Below are 22,035 nucleotides of genomic sequence, written 5' to 3' on the forward strand. Positions count from 1 at the left end.
AGAAAACAAAGTATAAGGTGGCGATTTTTTTGAAGTTAACGAGCGAACGAGAAAAGTTAATGAAGAAAATTGATACTCATTTACGAACGATGGCGCGCCACCTTGTTACATTTGACACGATTGAAGAAACACTAGATTACTTGCTAGAAGGGTTTTATAAGGAATATGCATGTGATTTAGTGGGAGTCGTCCTCTATGAGAAAGGAAGGCTTGTCCCCAAAGTTTGGAAAGGAGAACAGTTCACAATCGATCAAACACTTCACTTAGATGTCAACGACTGCTCTCCAAAACTCCTGAAAAATGCAATTTGGTGGCAGAAGGATAAGCGTGAAGAAACCAACTGTGCTTTTCATACTGCCATCAAGAATGAAAACTTATCAACATGGTTTACAGTCCCCCTGCATAACCTAAACGAAAGCTTTGGTCTTTGCGTAATAGGCTTTCGAGAATTTATTCCATTAATCATTGAAGCTGAACAAATTTTTACAGAGTTTGGTCATGATGTTGCATCCTCATTAATCATCGCGCGTGAGAAGGAAAGTCAAAAACGAAAAATGAAGGGAATCGAGTGGATTAAGGAGAATATCCTTCCTAACTCTTCAATCGAACATATCATCGAAAAAGTGGTGGAACGTGCATGTAAAGGGACCCAAGCAAATGGTGCATGCGTCTATTTATATGATGAAGAAAACACAAGCTTTGACCTTCATCCCCCATGGTATGGGCCAGTCGGACATCCAATTAAGATAAACATCCATTCTAATAAATCATTGGACTCATATTTTCCATATGTTGAGGTATCAGGAGGAACAGAACTCACAGTTCCATTACTGGTTAATTTAAAGACGATTGGCGTTATTTATGTCACAACAGGTGGGGAAGCCTATTTTACGGATGAAGATCTGGAATTTTTGAAGTTTGTTTCGGACTTCGTGTCCATGCAAATCGAAAACGCAAGACTCTATCGATTTGAATATGAGAGTAAAAAAAATCTTGAGACCATCGTAGAGCATCAACAAGAATTAGTAAAAAAGACAGTAAAAGGTGCAGATTTATTTGAGATCACAAATACAATTAGCGCCATGATCGATAGTACCGTATTTTTATATGATAGATTTATGAATCCAATTACTTCAAAGGTTAAACAAGAGGAAAAACACCTCCAAAATGAATATGAACATGAAATCACGAAGAAGAAAAGTGAAATTACAAAGCTTAGTACAGAAGATTTGACCATTACAGTTAATGGCACAGACTTGCATGTACACCCCATTTTGCAGGGAAATAAAGCTTTAGGGTACATGATTGTGAGCTTATACAAGAAAAAAATGAACCGCCTTATTCGCCTTACGATTGACCATGTCTTAAATGTGTATGCAATTGAATTCATTAAGCAGAAACTCGTTCTAGATACAAAAGAACAGATACAAGAAGGATTCATCAATCAATTGTTCGCAGAAACCATTGAAAATCCAGAAAAGATTATCCAATATGCAACGTTGACCAATTGGAATATACTTGAACCCCATACGGTTGTAGTAGGCTCTTTCTATGTAGCTGATGATGCAGGTGAGAATGTCGTTGCAGTTGAAGCGAAGAAATCAAGAGTATGGGACCAAATAAAGTCTGATTTATCTTTTCATTTTTCAAACATGATCTTCAGTCGTAAAGGTGATGATTTTATTATCATTGTTCAAACACCAAGCGAGAAAAACGTTTGGGAACGACTATATAAACTTCTATCAGATTCAGCAAAAAAAGAAAGGATAACGCCATATATCGGAATTGGTGGGAGTACAACCAAGCTAGAAGACTATAATGATAGTTTCATGAAAGCATCTAAAGCGAAAAATGTAATCATGAATCGTAATCCTGACGGAGGCTATGCATTATATGATGATCTCGGTGCCTACACCATTTTAAGTAATACGAGTGATTTTGCATCAGCCAAAATCTTTATCAAGAAAAACCTTGGTGCCTTGGTGCAGTATTCGAAAAAAAATAACGTGGATCTCTTTGGGACACTAAAGATTTATCTACTCCATAATGGCAATGTAAGAGAGGCATCTAATACATTATTTATACATCGAAGTACTTTAGAATATAGAATTGACCGTATCTCTGAGTTATTAGGTGTCGATTTAAATAATGCAGAAGTGCGGTTTGAGCTATTAATGGCATATAAGCTATATAGTCTTTTTGATTTTGATTCAACTGAATTACTGTAAAAAAGTTTAAGCTTTCCCATACCATTTCAGGCATTAACTGAAGTTAAGAAATTCCGTAGAAATGTTGAACTCATAAGATCGAGTGCTAAAAAAGAGCTGTTAAATTACGACGGCTTCTTTTTTTTGCTGTCGTCCTTGTGAATGAGAATGGCTGAACTTGTAAAATCTACTACTAAGCATAAACACGCATTAAATTCACAGGGGGTTTTTAAAAATGAAAAAACAATTTTTTCTTTTTTCCATCATTCTTACTTTTGCTTTTTTTCTAGTGGGATGTGGTGGCACAGATCAAGACAATAATGCTGGAAATGAAGAAAACAACGATACTGAACAAACAGGCTCCTTATTTGACGAAATCAAGGAAAAGGGTGTTCTAACAGTAGGAACAGAGGGTACGTATGCACCTTATACCTTCCATAATGAAGAGGATAAATTAACAGGATTTGATGTGGAAGTCATTAGAGAAGTCGCTAAGCGTATGGATCTTGAAGTGGAGTTCATGGAAACCCAATGGGACTCAATGTTTGCAGGTCTAAATTCAAAACGATTTGATTTAATAGCAAACCAAGTGGGGATCAATGAAGACCGTCAGGCTAATTATGAATTCTCAGAACCTTATACCTATTCCTCAGCTGTCCTTGTTGTAGCAAAGGATAATAGTGATATTGCGTCATTTGAAGATTTAAAAGGCAGAAAAGCTGCGCAATCTTTGACAAGTAATTACGGTGCAATCGCTCAAGAGAATGGCGCTGAAATCGTAGGTGTAGAAGGGCTTGCTCAGTCGATTGAATTGATTAAGCAAGGACGTGCCGAAGCTACTGTTAATGATAAGCTTGCTGTTCTTGATTATATTAAATCACAAGGTGATGAGAGTATTAAAATCGCTGCTGAGTCAGACGATGTTTCGGAAATGGCCTTTACTTTTAACAAAGGGAATGAAGACTTGGTAAAGGCAATTAACGAGCAGTTGGCTGCAATGAAGGAAGATGGAACATTAGCAAAAATTTCGCAGGAATGGTTTGGTGAAGATGTTTCTACAAAATAGTCTAATTTTCACGATTACTGCCAATATGGAGGGATGGGAGTTATTTATCAATTCCCTTCCCTCCATGCTTTCTGGAGCGATTCAATATACGATTCCACTCACACTTATATCATTTATAGGCGGAATTATTCTTGCGTTGCTCACAGCAATCATGCGATTGTCTAAATCTAGATTCTTTCAGATTCCAGCTATTATCTATGTTTCAGCGATTCGAGGAACGCCTTTACTTGTCCAATTATTTATTATTTTTTACGGACTTCCCAATATCGGAGTCAATATTGACCCTTTTCCAAGTGCGGCAATCGCATTTATTTTAAATGTTGGCGCCTATGCATCAGAAATTATTCGTGCATCCATTTTATCGATACCAAAAGGTCAATGGGAAGCTGCGTTTACAATTGGAATGACAAGATGGACAGCCTTAAGGCGCATCATTCTTCCTCAAGCCGCAAGGGTATCCGTACCGCCACTGTCTAATTCATTTATTAGCCTTGTAAAAGATACATCCTTAGCTTCATTGGTGCTGGTGGCTGAATTATTTCGTAAGGCCCAGGAGATTGCTGCAAGGACGTACGATTTCCTCCTATTATATTTGGAAGCTGCTCTAATCTATTGGATAATTTGTTTCATTTTATCACTGTTTCAAGAAGTACTCGAACGAAGGTTAAGTCGACATGTCTTAAAGTAAAGGGGTGAGGGTATGTTTTTATCTGTTAAGGGTTTGGCAAAATCTTTTGGTGAAAATGAAGTATTAAAAAATATTGATCTCGAGATTAATAAAGGGGAAGTTGTCTCCATTATTGGCCCATCCGGATCAGGAAAAACAACGATGCTCCGTTGCTTTAATGGTCTTGAACAACCGGATAAAGGAAATTTTCAGTTTGAAGATGGATTATCCATAAATTTTGGAGAAAAATTGAGTAAACAGAACGTCATTCGTTTAAGTCGAAAATCGGGAATGGTGTTTCAATCCTATAACCTTTTTCCACATAAAACAGCCCTTCAAAATGTCATGGAAGGCCCACTAATTGTTCAAAAAAGAAATAAGACGGAAGCAAGACGTGAGGCAGTGGATTTACTAGAAAAGGTCGGATTAAAGGAGAAAATGGATTTATACCCTGACCAATTATCTGGCGGACAGCAACAGCGGGTAGGAATCGCGAGGGCATTAGCACTAAAGCCGGAGCTGCTCTTATTCGATGAACCGACTTCCGCCTTAGATCCTGAACTAATTGGAGAAGTGTTAAAGGTGATGAAGGACTTGGCTCATGAAAATTGGACCATGATTATTGTCACTCATGAAATCCAATTTGCAGGTGAGATCTCAGATAAAGTCCTGTTTATGGATGGAGGGTATGTTGTTGAGCAGGGCAAACCAGATGCGGTATTAAAAAATCCAAAGGAAGAACGGACAAAACAGTTCTTACAACGAATCTTAAATCCGACGTAAAAAATATGCTTGAATAGAATCTATTAGATATAGGGAAATTAAAACCGTAATGCTTTTCTTAACTACATAGGTGGTGTTAAGTATGGGCTTTTTAGACAAATTGTTTGGCAAAAATACAGCAACGGAGGATCCAAAAATGACTGAAGAAAAATTAAACATTGGAATTATTCTAGGCAGTACACGTGAAGGTCGAGTTAGTCCACAGGTAGGAGAATGGGTAAAGGGTTATGGTGACAAGAAAGGAAATGCTAACTATGAAATTGTAGATATTAAAGAGTACGATTTACCGTTCTTAGGAACAGCTGATGCACCTGGGATTGCGAAATGGAATGAGAAATTAGCAAGTCTTGATGGTTTTATATTTGTTGTTGCAGAATACAATCACAGTATCACAGGGGCATTGAAAAATGCGATGGATTTAGCTCGAGAAGCTTGGTACAATAAATCGGCTGGAATCGTTAGCTATGGTTCAACTGGTGGCGCTCGTGCGGCCGAACATCTTCGTGGAATCTGTGGTGAATTAAACATTGCGGATGTACGCACCCATCCAACTTTATCGCTCTTTTTAGATTTTGAAAATGGTACTGATTTTAAACCGCAAAATATTCATGATGATAATATGAACATGCTGTTAGACCAAGTTGTTTCTTGGGGGAAAGCATTAAAGACAATTCGATAAAATGAAAATGAGGCAATGTCTAAAAAAAAGGCGTTGCTTTTTTTATTTGCCATTTTTCTAAATCTTAAAAATCATCTCTAAACAAATCTATCTAACTGGTATAATATTGATAGAATCATGAATGACAGGACGGGAGATATATCAGCATGGATCGGATTGAAAGATATCAAGTACTTTTTAATAAAATCAATCAATATAACTCTGGTGAAAAAGGAATAACTAGAATTGCCTATACCAATGAGGAACAAACTTGTACACATGCATTTATGCGGATGTGTAAAGCAGAAGGATTAGAAATCAGTATGGACCAGTGTGGTAATGTAATTGCAAGGAGAGAAGGAAAAAACAAGCATTTACCGCCGGTGCTAATGGGTTCCCATCTGGATACTGTCTATCAAGGTGGAAAATATGACGGGGTAGTGGGTGTTACAGCTGCATTGGAAGTTGTAAAAAGGCTCAATGAAAAGGGAATTGAAACCGCTCACCCAATTGAGATTGTTTCATTTGCCTGTGAAGAATCTGCTAGATTCGGCGTTTCTACTGTTGGAAGTAAGGCGATGTCTGGACTATTTGATAAAGAGAAATTTAGATATTTAAAAGATCGTGATGGAATTACAATGGAAGAGGCCCTTTCATTATGCGCTCTTGATATTGATAGTGTTGAAGAAGCCAGTAGAGTAAATGAAGAAATTAAAGCATTCTTTGAATTGCATGTTGAGCAAGGTCCAGTATTAATAAACAATAACAAAAATATTGGGATTGTTACGGGAATAGCCGCTCCGATAAGGTTGGTTATCAAAATTAAAGGAACCGCCTCGCATTCCGGTACAACCCCGATGCATATGAGAAAAGATGCCCTATTAGGAGCGTCTGAGATCGCACTAGAATTAGAGAAAATTGCCATAGATGAACAACATTATGGAACCGTTGCTACTGTTGGAGTCATGGATGTTCATGCAGGTGCAATGAATGTTGTACCAGGTGAAGTGGATATTAAGGTGGATATCCGATCTACCTCCGTAGAGTCAAGACAAAGAGTAGTAGACCATTTATATAAAACGATACAAGAATTGGAAACAAATCGAAAGCTTGAAATAGTAAGCAATGAAATCATTAGTGAAGAACCCGTTTTACTCTCTAAAGATATAAATGATGTTACAGAATCAATTTGTGAGAGTTTAAATCTTTCCTATCAAAGGATGGCAAGTGGGGCAGGACATGATGCGATGAATATGACAAAGCTTTGTCCTACTGGTTTAATTTTTGTACCTTCTGTCGATGGACTTAGCCACCATCCGGACGAGTATACGGAACTTGAAGATATCATGACTGGGATTGACGTGCTTGAAGAACTTATCCTTCATTATTCAGTGCAGGTAGGCTAGTATTCTGAAACCAGTTTGTCTTAAGATAATGTGTCTGTACAGATTAATAGGAGGGGATAATAGTGGTACATGATGGTATGAATTATGCGCCAAAGGGAAAACCAAATCCTGTTGTGAAAAAAGGGGAATTTATATTTGCAGCAGCATGTCTCGATCATGGGCATATTTACGGAATGTGCAATGGATTAATTGAAGCAGGTGCTACTTTGAAATGGGTATATGATCCCGATCCCCTAAAAGTAGCTAAGTTCTTGGAAACTTTTCCTGAGGTGGTGCATGCTGAGTCTTTAGAGCAAATTTTATCAGATACAAGTGTTCAGCTTGTGGCTGGTGCAGCGATCCCTTCAAAACGAAGTGAACTTGGTATCCAGGTAATGAATGCAGGTAAAGACTATTTTACAGATAAAACACCCTTTACTTCATTAAAACAATTGGAAAAAGCAAGGGAAGTTGTAAAACAAACTGGCCAAAAGTACATGGTGTATTATAGTGAGCGTCTTCATGTAGAGGGAGCTGTATTTGCTGGTGATTTAATTAAAACCGGTGCAATTGGTCGTGTCATTCAGGTAACTGGTTTCGGTCCACACCGATTAAATGCACCTAGCCGACCAGAATGGTTTTTTAAAAGAGAACAATATGGTGGAATCTTATGTGATATTGGCTCTCATCAAATTGAACAATTTTTATATTACACAGGCTGTCAGGATGCAAAGGTGTTACACAGTAAAATAGCAAACTATAACCACCCGCAGTATCCGGAATTAGATGATTTTGGTGATGCAACATTGGTTGGAGATAATGGGGCAACAAATTATCTCCGAGTAGATTGGTTTACTCCTGACGGTTTAAGGACTTGGGGCGATGGGAGAATCTTTATAATTGGTACGGAAGGGACGATTGAAATCCGGAAATACATCGATCTGGCACGTGCGAATAATGGAAATCACGTCTTTTTAGTTAATAAAGATGGAGAGCAGTATTTTAATGTGTCCGGAAAGGTTGGATTTCCTTTCTTTGGGCAGTTCATCTTAGATTGCATGAACCGTACCGAACTAGCCATGACTCAAGCGCATGCTTTTAAAGCAGCAGAATTATGCTTACAGGCGCAAGAGCAAGCCATTGACATATATAGAAATGAGAAATTTAAGATGGGATGACAAGTCAGAGTTCATAAAACTTCCAACTGTCCACAACCCCAATAATCTTGATACAATAGGGACAGAGGGACAGGCCCCTCGTCCCAAAATTAATATCTGATGTGGGACAAGGGACCTGTCCCAGTGACCCAAAAAGGAGCATGTATATGTTCGTACTGTTGATTACGCTATTGGAGCGGTTAGGGATTATTGTTGCAATCGCTTTTATTTTGACTAGATTGAAGTTTTTTAGAGGGATGATGTATCAGGAGGAGCTGAACCGCTGGCAGAAGCTTGTGGCGATTGTCTTCTTTGGTTTTTTTGGAATCATTGGTACGTATACTGGCTTAAGCCTGAACACGGAAAGCCTGCAATTTGACCGGTGGGCATCTGCTTTAACCACCGATGAGGCTTTAGCAAACTCACGGGTAATTGGTGTTGTGCTTGCAGGCCTTCTTGGGGGCTACAAGGTTGGTTTAGGTGCGGGTCTAATTGCAGGAATTCATCGCTTTACCTTGGGAGGGTTTACTGCGTTTTCCTGTGGTTTTGCATCCATTATTGCTGGATTTATCTCGGGATACTTTTATAAGAAAAATAAACATGTGAAACTGAGTACAGCGTTTATTATTGCAGCCTCTGCGGAAGCACTTCAAATGTTGGTTATTTTACTCTTCTCGCGCCCGTTTGAAAAGGCATGGGCTTTGGTTGAGATCATTGGAATTCCGATGATTTTAGCAAATGGTTTGGGATGTGCACTTTTCCTCATGATTATCAAGAGTGTAATTAATGAGGGAGAACGGGTAGGTGCAGTTCAAGCTCAAAAAACACTGCGGATTGCGGACAAGACGCTCGCTTATTTACGGAACGGTTTGAATCGTGAGACAGCTCAGGCCGTTTGTCATATTATTCAGGATGAAATTCAAGCTACAGCTGTCTCGATGACAAACACGAACGAAATCCTAGCGCATGTAGGTCTTGGCCATGACCATCACCGTTCACAGATGCCTATTCAAACACAAATCACGCAGGAAGTTATTCATAACGGGAAAATTGTAATCGCAAACAAAAAGATGATTCAATGTAGGGATGAGGATTGCCCACTCGGTGCGGCTGTGATTGCTCCATTAAAAAGAAGAGAAGAAACGATTGGTACGCTAAAATTCTATTTCCGTTCTGAAAAAGAAATTACACCTGTTGTCACAGAGCTAATCTCTGGTTTAAGTTCACTTTTAAGTAATCAGCTTGAAATTGCGGAGGCGGACAAGGCATTTCAGCTTGCTAAAGAAGCCGAAATCAAAGTGCTTCAAGCACAAATCAGTCCGCACTTTCTGTTCAATACATTAAATACGATTCTCTCATTAGTCAGGAGAGATCCAACAAAAGCTAGGAAACTACTCGTTTCTTTATCACATTTCTTACGCCAGAACCTATCGGTAACGACACAAAATGTAACAACTTTAGAGCAGGAATTGCGGCAAGTTCGAGCTTATTTAGAAATTGAGGAAACAAGATTTGTAGACAAATTGAAGGTATTTTATAAAGTTGAGGAAGCTGCTTTGTATCAGCATATTCCACCACTTACCCTTCAGCCGATTGTAGAAAATGCAATCAAGCATGGCATGAAGAATCATGATGGAGATTTTCAGGTAAGTATTTCAATTCAAAAAGGGAATGACTGTGTTTTTGTTAAGGTTGAGGATAATGGAATGGGGATGAGTAAAGAACGTGCTAGGGAAATTTGCGTTACCCCAATAAAGTCAGAAAAAGGTAGTGGTGTCGCTTTATATAATGTTAATAGAAGGCTTACGATGCATTTTGGTGAAAAGTCCGCATTAGCAATTAAAAGCGAAGTAAATCAGGGAACGGAAATCTCTTTTTCAATCCCAGTTACGGAGGCTATATAAAATGGAATCAAAAATTAAAACACTTATTGTCGATGATGAATTATATAGTCGTGATGAACTGTCACATCTTTTAGAAGCGCATCCATCCATTCAAATAGTCGGGGAAGCCGATTCAGGGGAGGCAGCGATTTTAAAAGCGATCCAACTTCAACCAGATGTTGTCTTTTTAGATATAGAAATGCCAAAGGTTAACGGAATGGATGCAGCAAAAGCCCTTTTGGAATTGAAAAAATCGCCACTCATTGTGTTTGCAACCGCCTACCCGGAATTTGCTGTGGAAGCATTCCGTTTTAATGCAATTGACTACTTATTAAAGCCATTTGATGAGGAACAACTAGAAGAAACAGTAAAACGGATCGAAAAACATTTCCAGACGACTGAGGAAAAGGAAAAAGGAAAGCAAACTGGGAAATTGGCAATTGATTCAAGCGGTGAGATTATCTATCTTGAACCAAAGGATATTTTATATATTGTAAGAGATGAAAAAGTAACCAAACTCATAACTAAGGTGGGAGAATACGAGACAAAAATACAGCTGAAAGATTTGGAAAGCAGACTTGAATCGTTTGGGTTCTTCCGCATCCATAAAAGCTTTCTTGTCAATTTAAAATATGTCACTCGTCTCACTCCATGGTTTAACGGTGCGTATCAATTGGAAATAGAAGGTAGAAGTGAACAGCTCTCAGTTAGTCGAAATTATGTAAAGGCATTACGAGCGAGCTTAGAAATTTAAACAAGAAGGTAGAAATTTTGCGTTTTAGTTCACAATTTGGACACGTTATTGTCGAATTTCTACCTTTTAATCTAAAACCCTCCTAAAATTCACTTTAAATATTATAATTATTGTAAACGCATTCATAAATTCTATTAAAGAGAATAGGGGGAAATAGAATGATTACCTTTTTAGCTAGTATAGCTTTGTTAATTGTAGGGTACTTTACGTATGGTAAATACGTTGAAAAAGTATTCGGTGTGAAGGAAGAACGTGCTACACCAGCATATGTAGATGCTGATGGCGTAGACTATATTCCAATGAGCACAAAGAAAAACTCGTTGATTCAGTTACTTAATATTGCAGGTACTGGACCTGTATTCGGACCAATTATGGGAGCGCTTTACGGACCTGTCGCTTTCATTTGGATCGTAGTTGGATGTATTTTTGCAGGGGCAGTTCATGACTATTTAACTGGTATGATTTCCATTCGTAACAAGGGAGCTCACTTACCGGAACTTGCAACTAAGTTTTTAGGAAAAGCAATGAAACACGTCGTAAACGCATTTGCTGTTTTACTTCTACTATTAGTTGGTACCGTTTTCGTTTCGACTCCTGCTAGTCTATTAAATCTATTACTAGATGGGAAAGTTGCCTTAGGAATTCTGATTGCTGCCATTTTCATCTATTATATCTTGGCAACTTTATTGCCAGTAGATAAAATTATCGGTCGTCTTTATCCATGGTTTGGAGCGATCCTTTTAATCAGTGCTGTAGGTATCGGTATTGGTTTAATAGTTAAGGGAGCACCAATTCCAGAACTTTCATTATCAAATTTCCATCCTGATAATGCACCAATTTTCCCATTATTATTCTTTACAATCACTTGTGGTGCTTTATCTGGATTCCATGCGACACAAACACCAATTATTTCACGTACTACACAAAAGGAAAGCCAAGGACGTAAAATTTTCTACGGTATGATGATTGCTGAAGGGATCATTGCGATGATCTGGGCTGCAGCAGCAATGAGCTTATTCGATGGTTATGGTGGCTTACAAGAACTTCTTGCAGCTGGCGGACCAGGGGCAATTGTAAGTGAAGTTTCAACATTAATGCTTGGTGCTGTTGGTGGAACACTTGCAGTTCTTGGGGTTATCGTATTACCAATCACTTCTGGTGATACTGCATTCCGAAGTGCTCGTATGATTATCGCTGAGTATATTAATATGGCTCAAAAGAAAATGTCTAGCCGTTTATGGATTGCTGTTCCATTATTTGCGATCTCAGTTGTCCTAACACAAATTGATTTCAATATTCTTTGGAGATACTTTAGCTGGGCGAACCAAGCTACAGCAGTAATTGCCTTATTCGTAGGTGCAATGTACCTATACATTGCGAAAAAGAACTACTGGATTTCACTGATTCCAGGAACTTTTATGTTAACAATGGTTATCACGTATATCCTAAATGCACAAATCGGATTCCGATTACCAATGGACATTGCTTGGTACGGTGGTTTTGCAGGAACTGCAATACTTCTAGTGTTATTCTTCCGTCAAGCTAAGAAGTTAAGAGCAGCAAATCATCCGCTTGAAGTAGATATCTCAAACTATAATAAGGTGGCCTAAATGAGTTGCTGTAGTCCTGAATATCGGAAGGTAGTCGAGGCTCAGGAGCAGAAGGTCAATCAGCAAACAAATGACAAAGTTCCTGTTTGGGGAAAAATTGTGAGCATTTCCATTATAGTTGGAGCCATAATCATCTTTGTGCTCTTATAAATGAATCAAAAGTGCATGCATTCTTTTATGAATGTATGCACTTTTTTAATGTTTGAGAAAACTTTCACAAACTTATTGATTTCCTATACATGAAAACTTTAGTACTATAAAAGTAATAAAGGATTTCTTTCTGCACAAAATATCAGAAGGACATCTAGGGAGGTTCATACAGATGGAAATGACAATCAGTGAAGCAGCTGTAAAATGGTTCAAAGAGGATATAAGTGTAAAAGAAGGGGATAGTGTTCGATTTTATCCAATGTTTTACGGAACGAGTCCCGTACAAGAGAAATATTCACTTGCTTTTTCAACGCATGATGAACCCATCCAAATTCATGCAAGTCAAAAGATTGATGACATTGAATTCTATGTAGAAGAGGACGACATTTGGTTTTTTAACGGCCATAATCTCATTGTTGACTATAATCCCGATAAAGATGAACTAGAGTATCAATACCCAAAACCGTAGGCTCACAATAAGTGAGCCTATCTTTATTTTTACAATGTGATTCGAATCACGAACCTTTTCTTTAATCTATGCTATTTTCAAACATAACAGGTATTTTCAATATTGCATTGTTTGAAAGGAGAGATTCGTGTGAGTGAACTTATTAATAACCGTGAACAAAATAAAATCAGTGATCAAGAGCGTGAGGCTCTTATAAAACAAAGCTTTAAAGATTTACATAATGGTAAATCTGTTGAAGAGATAAAATCTCAATTAAAGGATAAAGTGGGCTATATAACCATTGGAGAAGTGTCCAGGCTCCAACATGTATTAATGGAAGAAGAAAATATTCAGGAACATGAGGCTACAGAAATTTGTTCAAAGCATAGAGAGATTTTTAAGGATTTTATAGAAGACACATTAAATCGTCATCCAGATGAACAACCTGGACATCCTGTTTATACGTTTAAGCTTGAAAATAGAGAACTTGAAAAGCAAGTAACTAAAATCAAGGAGCATTTGCAAGAATTCGAAGCAGATGATCAAAGTGAAAATAGATTGAAGTTACTCGGTGATTGTAATCTTTTAATGGATATCAGAAAGCATTATGAACGAAAAGAACAGCTCCTCTTCCCATATTTAGAGAAATACGGCATATATGGCCCAACAAATATGATGTGGAAGATTGATGATTTTATTGTAGACGCGATAAAAGATGCAAAAAGAATGCTTGTCGAATATGATGGGAATAAACAATCCGTTGTGGAGGTCATCAACTTTTTTACCGATCAAATTGACGAAATGATTTATCGTGAAGAAAATATCCTCTTTCCAATGTCGTTAAATAATTTAACAGAGGACGAATGGTTAAAAATTGCTCAAGAAAGTGATGAAATCGGTTTTTGTTTGGTTTCTCCCGAAGATTGGAAGCCTGAGCGAAGTGTGATTGATGATGAGCAAGTGGCGTCAAAAGGATTTATTAAAATGGAAACAGGTATCCTGTCCTTAAAACAACTTGAATTATTATTAAACCATTTACCGGTAGATATTACGTTTATTGATAAAGATGACGTCGTTCGCTACTTCTCAAAAGGAAAAGAGCGTATCTTTGCTAGGACGAAGGCTGTGATTGGGAGAACCGTTCAAAACTGCCATCCTCCTAGAAGTGTTCATGTCGTCGAAGATCTGCTAGATGATTTCAAAGCAGGAAGAAAAGATGTTGAAGATTTCTGGATCAAAGCAAAAGGCAAATATGTGTATATCCGTTATTTTGCGGTCCGCGATGAAGATGGGGAGTATATCGGAACGATGGAATTCTCTCAAAATATTGCTCCAATCCAAGAAATTGAAGGGGAAAAGCGGATTTTATCATAGGGAACATGAAAAATGCTGACATTTTGATGTCAGCATTTTTATGGTACATTGACAAACTCTGTAAATGCAACTTCTTCTCCATTTGCAACAAGAACGCCATGATTGTTCCCATTCAATGTAACTTTTATTTCGTTTGTACCAGATGGTAAAAAGTCCAGATGATAGTATTGCCCATATAAACGATTTACTTTTTCACCGTTTAAATAAATATGGGCGTGCCCTTCATTGTAGGTGGTTTCCTTAGTACCAGCCTTCTTCGGTTCAAATGTGAAATTTTCAGTATGAATTTCTAACAACCATGTTCCGGAAGGGTCTTTTATTACTGAACCAGAAATGGTAGGAGCAAGATGTGAAGGAGGAATAATGATTTGGTTTTCTTGATGCATCATTTCATGGTTACCGGCACTATAGTGGCTGCTCTGATTGTGAAAATATACCATCAATGAAACAGTCCCAAAAATAACAAAAAAACTAATGATTCTATACATAGCCCCCTCCTCATTCAAGAACTAATAGGTGAACTTTGTTTATCTTTTCGTTGTTTAATGAAATAGCCAATTATGAATAACAATAATCCGGATGCAAGAAATGCTAAGTCGTAGGCTAAAGCGTTGGGGTCCCCAGGCTTAACACGGTGGATCTGAAGGAGATGATGATTGACAATCCCCTCAACCATATTAAACACGCCACCCCCGATTAAAAACCAACCAACAAGCAAATGAACTCCCTTTGATAGATTGCTTGGATTTCCTGCCAGCCATAACAGTACACCACCAATGATAAGGGTGATTGTAACAGCAAAATGAAAAATACCATCACTCATGATTTGCCCTGGTCGATCTGTAGCCATATATACACTATGCCACTGTAATAACTGATGAAAAATAATCCCATCAAGTGCCCCTAAAAATCCAAAACCAAAAATAAAACTCCCTGTATTAATCAGTCTTCTTCTAGTATTTGTAGTCAAGATACGTCTCCTCTCTTTCTCTTTTGAACATTAATCTATTTTGTCCCTTTTGCTAGATTTATAAACAGTAACCTAGTAGGAAACTACTATTTTGATTTAAGAGAGAAGGAATCGTGCCCGATTGCCGGGGGAATATCAGTAAAGGGGAACGCAAGGGTAGGAATCGTGCCCGATAGCACGAGAAAGATTGGTAAAGGGGAACGCAAGGGGAGGAATCGTGCCCGATAGCACGAGAAAGATTGGTAAAGGGGAACGCAAGGGAGGAAATCGTGCCCGATAGCACGAGAAAAAGATTGGTAAAGGGGAACGCAAACGGTAGAATCATACCCATTGGCAAGTACTTCCCTAAAAAAGGTAACGCAAACAAAAATGCCTCTCAACTCACACCCCTAAAAATAAAAAAGAACCATCATTTCCATCACTGAATGATTGGTTCTTATGTTTATTGCGGTATAAGTGATCTTTTTTCGTTTTTGTCATTCTTGTTTGCATGTCGAATCCTACAAATGGGCTTCTTCCGTTTTCAGGATTTCGTTTTCCTTCGCGAACAAGCTTCTCGCGAATTTTTCTAGCTTTAGATTTCGCCATCCTCTATCACCTCTTCATCAAATGTGCCTTGGCGTGTTTGCGCCCGATTTTTTTAAAACCCGCGCGATATGGGTCACAAAGACGTTGCCACAGGGACGTGGCGTCCTTAGTCTTTGATCCTATACTCGAAAAATTCCCTTTGAAAAATCGTGGCATCCGCCGGAGGCTTTAACTTTATTCAGTCAGCAGCTGAATAAAGTTAATTATTTACATCTTCAGTATACATGTTTTCCCACATCACTTCCATATAGAAATTTTCAATAAAAATAGGCATTCTCCCATACAGATGCAAATGCCCAGAATAGGATATATACGACAAACAATTTGGGGAGGTGTCGGTATTGACTGATGAGAAAGAAAAAGATACCCGTGATGAGCAGGAGAACCAACGAGTAGATTCGTGGGAATTTTTCTGGGGAAGAAGACCAAGGTCCGAAGAGGAATCAATTGAAGAAGAGTAATATGCCTAGTGCAAAATTAAAAATAGGTCGCTTGGATTGTTTTGATCCACGCGGTCTTTTTTTAATCTAAAAATATGGCATAATAAGAGCAAGCATAATTCGGAGGATTTCCATGCAGGAAAAAATAGTAGATATTTTACTAAATTATGAGGCATATGCAGTAATCATAAGCCTGTTTCTAAATATCGTGATTAGCATATTTGGAGTTCTTCCAAGCGTATTTATTACTGCTGCTAATCTCCTTGTCTTCGGTGTTTGGAAAGGGACTTTCATCTCTTTTATCGGAGAGGTTGTGGGTGCGATTGTGGCATTTTGGTTATACCGTAAAGGATTTAAAAGGTTCATCGATAAGAAGAAACACGAACATTCGCTTATCAATAAACTTCTTTCCGCAAAAGGGAAAGAAGCATTCATGATGATTCTACTATTACGTTTCTTCCCTTTTATTCCTTCAGGGGTGGTTACCTTTACAGCAGCAATTGGTGATGTGAGTTTTATCATCTTTCTATTCGCAAGCTCGCTAGGGAAGCTTCCTTCCTTACTTATTGAGGCGTACTCGGTGCACAATGTCACTGCTGGAACAATGGAAGGGAAAATTATTTTAACAATGGTTTCAATTGTTGGAATCCTCTATATTTGGGCTAAACTAGTAAGAAAGAAAAATACATAGAGATAGTTACATAGAAATGAGGGGTGGATTGGAGATGCAAAAACAACGTATTTTAATTGTGGAAGATGAAGAGAAGATTGCAAGGGTATTGGAGTTGGAATTGACATATGAAGGCTATGAAACTGGGAAAGCCTTCGATGGTAGTACAGGGTTACAACTGTTTCTAGAAGAATCATGGGATTTGGTCCTACTAGATATCATGCTTCCGGGCATCAGTGGAATTGAGGTGCTTAGACGTATTCGTGCTGCAAACTCAGCTACACCGGTCATTCTTTTGACTGCAAAAGACTCCGTAGAGGACAAGGTCTCTGGCCTTGATTTGGGAGCTAATGATTATGTGACAAAGCCCTTTCAAATAGAAGAACTGCTTGCCCGTATTCGAGTAGCACTTCGAAGTAAACCTACTCATTTAACTTCCGGTCAAGAACAAACCGAAGACTGGTTACGTGTGGGGGACTTAAAACTTAATGAAGGAACATATGAGGTCATTCGTAGAGACGATGCAATAGAGCTAACACCAAGAGAATTTGATCTGCTTGCCTATTTAATGAAGCATCCAAGACAGGTGTTGAATCGGGAGCAATTATTAAATGCGGTTTGGGGTTATGACTATTACGGGGATACCAATATAGTGGATGTGTATATCCGATATTTACGAAATAAAATGGATAAGCCATATGACGAGCCATTAATTCACACAGTACGTGGCGTCGGCTATGTGATGAAGGAATCAAAATGAAACTAAGAACAAAGATTAATTTATTCACGGCTGTTTTGTTTATCATTTTGTTAATCCTAATTAATGTTGCGTCTTTTTTTACGTTTAGGCATATGATGTTCCAAAATGAAGTTGAGCGCACACATGCCGAAGCTGTGCATGCTTTAAATGGGATATCCAAATCAATAGATACAATACAGGCACAGACCTTACTTACTACATATATGCCGATTAACGGAATGCTTCGAGTAGTGCACCCGGATGGCGAGGTCGGTCCAAGAGCATATGTCCCAGAGCAGAAAGTGTTAAAAGATTTTCCAACCACCTACCAAAAATCAGAACGTAAACAAGTTGTTAATTATGATGGAAGACCCTACGCTTTTACTTCATTGCCAATCATTTGGAAAAATGGGGAAGTGGCTGAACTTCAGATGGTGGAAGATTTATCACAGACAGCTGCAAACTTGAAAACATTAAGTCTCGTCTTACTTGCTGTAACGATAATTGCAACCATACCTGTTATCGTTTCAACTAGGGTATTGAGTAATGTGATTACAAAGCCTATTACAGCGATGATTCAAACGATGCGGGAAATTCGCAAAAGCGGTCAATATAAACGGATTCGATTAACAAATGAATCGAACGATGAATTGCATGAAATGGGTCAAACCTTTAATGAAATGATGGATTTATTAGAAGTAAACTACGAAAAACAGGAGATTTTTGTCTCAAATGCGTCTCATGAGTTAAAAACACCATTAACCGTTATTGACTCTTATTCAAGTCTTTTAAAACGGAGGGGGCAGACAGACCCAAAACTTTTTCAAGAAGCAGTGGATGCGATACAATCCGAAGCCATTCATATGAGGGAATTAACTCAGCAGCTATTATTAATGGCAAAACATGATGAGCAATGGAAACTACAGATGGAAAACATTCCTCTACTGCAGCTAGTTGATGAGTCGGTAACTTCTTTCCGAGAGGGCTACAAACGCGACATTTCAATCATTGTGGAAGAAGAATCCATTGTAAAAACTGATAAGCAAAAGCTTAAACAAGTATTTTATATTTTAATGGATAATGCTCTAAAATACAGCGAAAAACCTGTGATTGTAGTGATTGGTAAGGAAAGGAATCAATCAAGCATAAAAATTATTGACCAAGGGATTGGGATTCCGTCACAGGATGTTGGAAAAGTATTTGATCGTTTTTACCGTGTTGATAAAGCTAGAGCGAGAAAAACAGGAGGCTATGGATTAGGACTTTCACTTGCAAAAGATTTGGCAGATGCAATCGGGGCGAAACTTGTTCTCGAAAGTGTTGAAGGGGAAGGAACGACAGCCAATATTCTGCTATCCAATGAGGATTCTCATTAATTTCTCATAAAATGCCGGTATTATAGTAGATAAAACGAAATCAATGGAGTGAGTGTAATGAAAAAAGGGACACTTCCTAAAAGTCTACTCGCTGTAGCAGGTATTATTATTGCAACTTTTGTGATTTGGCAGCTAACAAAGACCTTTACATCTGCAGAACCTTTAACTGAAAAGGATGCCGTTGACCTTGTAGAAAAGATGTATAGCGGTGAAAACACAGAAGTGAGCCGTGAAGGAGACATTTATAAAATTAAATTTGAAATAGAATCTGGCATTTATGAAATAGATGTTAATCGGAAATCGGGTGACGTTACTAACCTCACTCAAATTTCACATGAACCTCGGGAAAAAACAGAGGCTGAGATTCGAGATATCTTAGCCAAAGAGAAGGCCGGAGAAATTAAAACGATTGAAAAGAAGAATGAACAAGATAAAGCTTATTATTATGCAACTGTTACAAAAGACAAAACAGAAGCAACTTATAAATTAGAAACAACGACAGGTAAGATTGTGGATGTTGTAGTAAATAAGCAGCAACAACAGACACCACCTGAAACAAAGCCAAATAGCCAAGAGCCTGCACAACGTATCTCTGAGCAACAGGCAATTGAGCTTGCTCTAAAACAGGTAAATGGTGCTGTGGATGATGTTGAACTTGAAGAAGAAGCGGGCCAGCTCTATTACTTTATCGAAATTGAAGATGCCGGGGAAGAAGAATTCACCGTACAAGTTCATGCGATTTCTGGTGAAGTCAAAGCGATTATCTCAGAAGATTAATTCTTAGAAAAACTCATATGTTTCTCATCAATTTCTCATTTTATTATCTGAGTTTCCTCATTTTCATTGTCTATGATTAAGATAGTTCAAATAAAGGAGGAAACAAAAATGAAGAAAAAACTTGTGGTACTAGGAATCGTTGGAGCAGTTGTATTAGGAGGAGCAGTAGGAGTTGGTGCATTTGCAAAGGAAGCTGAAGTTCCATCTAAACAAGCTGAAGAAATTGCAATTCAAGAGGTAAAAGGAGCACATGTTGAAAAAATTGAACTAGAACGCGAAAACGGAGAGCTTGTTTATGAAGTTGAGCTAGAGGACGAATATGGTGACGATCTAGAGGTAGTAGTCAATGCAGCTACTGGTAAAGTAGTGAGAGTTGAGGATGATCTCGACGATGTCGATCGAGTTACTTCTCAACAAGCCGTTTCATCTGTAAAGATTTCAAAAGAACAGGCCATTTCAATTGTAACGAAAGATACCCCAGGTAAAATTGTTGAAATTGAGCTAGATGATGATAACCATTATGAAATTGAAATGATATATGATGGTAAAGAAGTCGAAATGGAGATTTCTGCAATAGACGGAACAATCTTAGAGAAGGAAATAGATGATCGTGACGACGATGACAGAGACTAAATTATTGTAAAGAAGAGGCCAGAACTTAAATTCTGTCCTCTTTTTTTATTTATATATTTACAAACTCTCACATGTTTCTCATCAATTTCTCATTTTATTATCTGAGTTTCCTCATTTTAGTTGTCTATGATTAAGATAGTTCAAATAAAGGAGGAAACAAAAATGAAGAAAAAACTTGTGGTACTAGGAATTGTTGGAACAGTTGTATTAGGAGGAGCAGTAGGAGTTGGTGCATTCGCAAAGGAAGCTGAAGTTCCATCTAAAAAAGCTGAAGAAATTGCGATGCAAGAGGTAAAGGGAGCAAATGTGAAGGAAGTTGAGCTTGAGCACCAGAATGGAGAGCTTATTTACGAAGTTGAGCTTGAAGGTACACATGATGACGATGTTGAGGTAGACGTCAATGCAACTACAGGTAAAGTTGTGAAAGTAGATGATGATCGTGATGACGACAATGTAAAGGTACAAAATAACGTAACATCTGGAACAGTTGTAAAAGCGGATGATGATGACGATGTTAATGTAAAAAACAATGTATCTTCTGAAAAAGTTGTAAAAGTAAATGCTGATCGTGACGACGACCGAGTTACTTCTCAAAAAGCTGTTTCATCAGTGAAAATTTCAAAAAAACAAGCTATTTCAATTGCAACTAAAGACACACCAGGTAAAATTGTTGAAATTGAGCTAGATGATGATAACCATTATGAAATTGAAATGATATATGATGGTAAAGAAGTCGAAATGGAGATTTCTGCAATAGACGGAACAATTTTAGAGAAGGAAATTGATGACCTTGACGACGATGATGACAGAGACTAATTTATAAAAAAGAGTGGACAGAACTGCACTTAACGCGTTCAGGTTTGGAGTGCCAAGCAGTAAGCGTGAATTCACAAACGGATTCACGTTTAATTTTTTTGATAAATTAACGTTTAATGCGGCTATATAATAAAATAGTTTAAATTCGCTTCACGTTATATAAAGGAATTACTTGATTTCGGACACACCCGCGACGATTTCGCCATCGCATGTCCGAAGATACTTAACCTTCGGACACACCCACAACGATTTCGCCATAGCAAGTCCGAAGAACGCTAATCTTCGGACACACCCACAACGATTTCGCCCTCGCAAGTCCGAAGATTGCTAATCTTCGGACACACTCGCAACGATTTCGCCCTCGCAAGTCCGAAGATCCCTAACCTTCGGACACACCCTCGAAGATTTCGCCATAGCAAGTCCGAAGAACGCTAATCTTCGGACACACCCACAACCATTTCGCCATCGCATGTCCGAAGATACTTAACCTTCGGACACATCCTTGATGATTTCGCCATAGCAAGTCCGAAGATCGCTAATCTTCGGACACACCCACAACGATTTCGCCAACCCAAGTCCGAGGATTGCTAATCTTCGGACACACTCACAACGATTTCGCCCTCGCAAGTCTGAAGATACTAAACCTTCGGACACACCCACAACGATTTCGCCCTCGCAAGTCCGAAGATCCCTAACCTTCGGACACACCCTCGACGATTTCGCCATAGCAAGTCCGAAGATACTAAACCTTCGGACACACCCACAACGATTTCGCCAACCCAAGTCCGAAGATACTTAACCTTCAGACACACCTACAATGATTTCGCCCTGACAAGTCCGAAGATCCTTAACCTTCGGACACCCCCACGAAGATTTCGCCATGG

Annotated in this window: 22 protein-coding genes; 19 read left to right on the forward strand and 3 right to left on the reverse strand. The window is 38.4% G+C overall.

The features are described 5' to 3' along the window. Window positions 1-29 precede the first annotated feature (29 nt). The 13 genes from AC6CHV_RS05035 (at window position 30) to AC6CHV_RS05095 (ending at window position 14,142) form a co-directional block, all read left to right on the forward strand. A complete protein-coding gene (locus AC6CHV_RS05035; protein WP_498078258.1) occupies window positions 30-2,228 on the forward strand; it encodes a helix-turn-helix domain-containing protein in 2,199 nt (732 codons plus the stop codon). A 214-nt stretch (window positions 2,229-2,442) separates the two neighbouring features. Further along, entirely contained in the window at window positions 2,443-3,273 is an 831-nt protein-coding gene (locus AC6CHV_RS05040) for an amino acid ABC transporter substrate-binding protein (protein ID WP_341330415.1), read from the forward strand. Continuing rightward, entirely contained in the window at window positions 3,257-3,961 is a 705-nt protein-coding gene (locus AC6CHV_RS05045) for an amino acid ABC transporter permease (protein ID WP_341333493.1), read from the forward strand. The genes AC6CHV_RS05040 and AC6CHV_RS05045 overlap by 17 nt, the downstream gene beginning before the upstream one ends. A 12-nt stretch (window positions 3,962-3,973) precedes the next feature. Then, the gene (locus tag AC6CHV_RS05050; protein ID WP_341330416.1) at window positions 3,974-4,723 is read left to right on the forward strand and encodes an amino acid ABC transporter ATP-binding protein; all 750 of its coding nucleotides are present in this window, start codon (window positions 3,974-3,976) and stop codon (window positions 4,721-4,723) included. Window positions 4,724-4,805: 82 nt separating this feature from the next. Then, a complete protein-coding gene (locus AC6CHV_RS05055) occupies window positions 4,806-5,402 on the forward strand; it encodes an NADPH-dependent FMN reductase (RefSeq protein WP_341330417.1) in 597 nt (198 codons plus the stop codon). Between the two features lie 146 nt (window positions 5,403-5,548). After that, complete coding sequence (locus tag AC6CHV_RS05060) at window positions 5,549-6,787, forward strand: Zn-dependent hydrolase (RefSeq protein WP_341330418.1); 1,239 nt, start codon at window positions 5,549-5,551, stop codon at window positions 6,785-6,787. A 77-nt stretch (window positions 6,788-6,864) separates the two neighbouring features. Further along, on the forward strand, window positions 6,865-7,944 hold the full coding sequence (locus AC6CHV_RS05065) for a Gfo/Idh/MocA family protein (RefSeq protein WP_440273027.1): 1,080 nt from the start codon (window positions 6,865-6,867) through the stop codon (window positions 7,942-7,944). 146 nt (window positions 7,945-8,090) lie between these two features. Then, window positions 8,091-9,827: a LytS/YhcK type 5TM receptor domain-containing protein gene (locus tag AC6CHV_RS05070; RefSeq protein ID WP_341330419.1), complete on the forward strand. Its 1,737-nt coding sequence runs from the start codon at window positions 8,091-8,093 to the stop codon at window positions 9,825-9,827. Between the two features lies 1 nt (window position 9,828). After that, window positions 9,829-10,560 (forward strand): LytR/AlgR family response regulator transcription factor, encoded by a 732-nt coding sequence (locus AC6CHV_RS05075; protein WP_341330420.1) that lies wholly within the window; start codon window positions 9,829-9,831, stop codon window positions 10,558-10,560. A gap of 158 nt (window positions 10,561-10,718) precedes the next feature. After that, window positions 10,719-12,170 carry a carbon starvation CstA family protein gene (locus AC6CHV_RS05080; RefSeq protein ID WP_341330421.1) on the forward strand — a complete coding sequence of 484 codons (1,452 nt, stop codon included), beginning with the start codon at window positions 10,719-10,721 and terminating at the stop codon, window positions 12,168-12,170. Next, a complete protein-coding gene (locus tag AC6CHV_RS05085; RefSeq protein ID WP_341330422.1) occupies window positions 12,171-12,320 on the forward strand; it encodes a hypothetical protein in 150 nt (49 codons plus the stop codon). It begins immediately after the preceding gene. Between the two features lie 172 nt (window positions 12,321-12,492). Then, window positions 12,493-12,789: a HesB/YadR/YfhF family protein gene (locus tag AC6CHV_RS05090; protein ID WP_341330423.1), complete on the forward strand. Its 297-nt coding sequence runs from the start codon at window positions 12,493-12,495 to the stop codon at window positions 12,787-12,789. 129 nt (window positions 12,790-12,918) lie between these two features. Continuing rightward, window positions 12,919-14,142, forward strand: coding sequence for a DUF438 domain-containing protein (locus AC6CHV_RS05095; protein WP_341330424.1), 1,224 nt, complete (start codon window positions 12,919-12,921; stop codon window positions 14,140-14,142). 38 nt (window positions 14,143-14,180) lie between these two features. On the opposite strand, the gene AC6CHV_RS05100 is transcribed toward AC6CHV_RS05095, so the two are convergent. From AC6CHV_RS05100 to brfA, 3 genes are all read right to left on the reverse strand, one after another. Next, a complete protein-coding gene (locus AC6CHV_RS05100; RefSeq protein WP_341330425.1) occupies window positions 14,181-14,630 on the reverse strand; it encodes a hypothetical protein in 450 nt (149 codons plus the stop codon). A 14-nt stretch (window positions 14,631-14,644) separates the two neighbouring features. Beyond that, the gene (locus AC6CHV_RS05105; RefSeq protein WP_341330426.1) at window positions 14,645-15,112 is read right to left on the reverse strand and encodes a DUF2243 domain-containing protein; all 468 of its coding nucleotides are present in this window, start codon (window positions 15,110-15,112) and stop codon (window positions 14,645-14,647) included. Between the two features lie 381 nt (window positions 15,113-15,493). Beyond that, window positions 15,494-15,700, reverse strand: a complete 207-nt coding sequence (gene brfA, locus AC6CHV_RS05110; protein WP_341330427.1) for a ribosome rescue factor BrfA — start codon at window positions 15,698-15,700, stop codon at window positions 15,494-15,496. Window positions 15,701-16,273: 573 nt separating this feature from the next. Here brfA and AC6CHV_RS05115 point away from each other — a divergent pair. The 6 genes from AC6CHV_RS05115 to AC6CHV_RS05140 all read left to right on the forward strand — a co-directional run bounded on the left by AC6CHV_RS05115 (window position 16,274) and on the right by AC6CHV_RS05140 (window position 21,151). After that, window positions 16,274-16,831 (forward strand): TVP38/TMEM64 family protein, encoded by a 558-nt coding sequence (locus tag AC6CHV_RS05115; RefSeq protein WP_341330428.1) that lies wholly within the window; start codon window positions 16,274-16,276, stop codon window positions 16,829-16,831. Between the two features lie 34 nt (window positions 16,832-16,865). Next, window positions 16,866-17,570 carry a response regulator transcription factor gene (locus AC6CHV_RS05120; protein ID WP_341330429.1) on the forward strand — a complete coding sequence of 235 codons (705 nt, stop codon included), beginning with the start codon at window positions 16,866-16,868 and terminating at the stop codon, window positions 17,568-17,570. After that, window positions 17,567-18,925, forward strand: coding sequence for a sensor histidine kinase (locus AC6CHV_RS05125; protein WP_341330430.1), 1,359 nt, complete (start codon window positions 17,567-17,569; stop codon window positions 18,923-18,925). The genes AC6CHV_RS05120 and AC6CHV_RS05125 overlap by 4 nt, the downstream gene beginning before the upstream one ends. Before the next feature lie 57 nt (window positions 18,926-18,982). After that, window positions 18,983-19,702 carry a PepSY domain-containing protein gene (locus AC6CHV_RS05130; RefSeq protein ID WP_341330431.1) on the forward strand — a complete coding sequence of 240 codons (720 nt, stop codon included), beginning with the start codon at window positions 18,983-18,985 and terminating at the stop codon, window positions 19,700-19,702. Window positions 19,703-19,810: 108 nt separating this feature from the next. Continuing rightward, window positions 19,811-20,335 (forward strand): PepSY domain-containing protein, encoded by a 525-nt coding sequence (locus tag AC6CHV_RS05135; protein WP_341330432.1) that lies wholly within the window; start codon window positions 19,811-19,813, stop codon window positions 20,333-20,335. 162 nt (window positions 20,336-20,497) lie between these two features. Then, a complete protein-coding gene (locus AC6CHV_RS05140; protein WP_498078259.1) occupies window positions 20,498-21,151 on the forward strand; it encodes a PepSY domain-containing protein in 654 nt (217 codons plus the stop codon). Window positions 21,152-22,035 lie beyond the last annotated feature (884 nt).

It is taken from the genome of Ferdinandcohnia sp. GQ5, assembly GCF_059759275.1.

Excerpts from the sequence above, each read along its gene's own strand:
- AC6CHV_RS05125 (WP_341330430.1), top strand. The coding sequence starts at position 17,567 with ATGAAACTAAGAACAAAGATTAATTTATTCACGGCTGTTTTGTTTATC.
- AC6CHV_RS05070 (WP_341330419.1), top strand. The coding sequence starts at position 8,091 with ATGTTCGTACTGTTGATTACGCTATTGGAGCGGTTAGGGATTATTGTT.
- AC6CHV_RS05135 (WP_341330432.1), top strand. The coding sequence starts at position 19,811 with ATGAAGAAAAAACTTGTGGTACTAGGAATCGTTGGAGCAGTTGTATTA.
- AC6CHV_RS05050 (WP_341330416.1), top strand. The coding sequence starts at position 3,974 with ATGTTTTTATCTGTTAAGGGTTTGGCAAAATCTTTTGGTGAAAATGAA.
- AC6CHV_RS05130 (WP_341330431.1), top strand. The coding sequence starts at position 18,983 with ATGAAAAAAGGGACACTTCCTAAAAGTCTACTCGCTGTAGCAGGTATT.
- AC6CHV_RS05140 (WP_498078259.1), top strand. The coding sequence starts at position 20,498 with ATGAAGAAAAAACTTGTGGTACTAGGAATTGTTGGAACAGTTGTATTA.
- AC6CHV_RS05115 (WP_341330428.1), top strand. The coding sequence starts at position 16,274 with ATGCAGGAAAAAATAGTAGATATTTTACTAAATTATGAGGCATATGCA.
- AC6CHV_RS05085 (WP_341330422.1), top strand. The coding sequence starts at position 12,171 with ATGAGTTGCTGTAGTCCTGAATATCGGAAGGTAGTCGAGGCTCAGGAG.
- AC6CHV_RS05060 (WP_341330418.1), top strand. The coding sequence starts at position 5,549 with ATGGATCGGATTGAAAGATATCAAGTACTTTTTAATAAAATCAATCAA.
- AC6CHV_RS05100 (WP_341330425.1), bottom strand. The coding sequence starts at position 14,630 with ATGTATAGAATCATTAGTTTTTTTGTTATTTTTGGGACTGTTTCATTG.
- brfA (WP_341330427.1), bottom strand. The coding sequence starts at position 15,700 with ATGGCGAAATCTAAAGCTAGAAAAATTCGCGAGAAGCTTGTTCGCGAA.
- AC6CHV_RS05090 (WP_341330423.1), top strand. The coding sequence starts at position 12,493 with ATGGAAATGACAATCAGTGAAGCAGCTGTAAAATGGTTCAAAGAGGAT.
- AC6CHV_RS05055 (WP_341330417.1), top strand. The coding sequence starts at position 4,806 with ATGGGCTTTTTAGACAAATTGTTTGGCAAAAATACAGCAACGGAGGAT.
- AC6CHV_RS05080 (WP_341330421.1), top strand. The coding sequence starts at position 10,719 with ATGATTACCTTTTTAGCTAGTATAGCTTTGTTAATTGTAGGGTACTTT.
- AC6CHV_RS05120 (WP_341330429.1), top strand. The coding sequence starts at position 16,866 with ATGCAAAAACAACGTATTTTAATTGTGGAAGATGAAGAGAAGATTGCA.
- AC6CHV_RS05065 (WP_440273027.1), top strand. The coding sequence starts at position 6,865 with ATGAATTATGCGCCAAAGGGAAAACCAAATCCTGTTGTGAAAAAAGGG.
- AC6CHV_RS05075 (WP_341330420.1), top strand. The coding sequence starts at position 9,829 with ATGGAATCAAAAATTAAAACACTTATTGTCGATGATGAATTATATAGT.
- AC6CHV_RS05040 (WP_341330415.1), top strand. The coding sequence starts at position 2,443 with ATGAAAAAACAATTTTTTCTTTTTTCCATCATTCTTACTTTTGCTTTT.
- AC6CHV_RS05045 (WP_341333493.1), top strand. The coding sequence starts at position 3,257 with ATGTTTCTACAAAATAGTCTAATTTTCACGATTACTGCCAATATGGAG.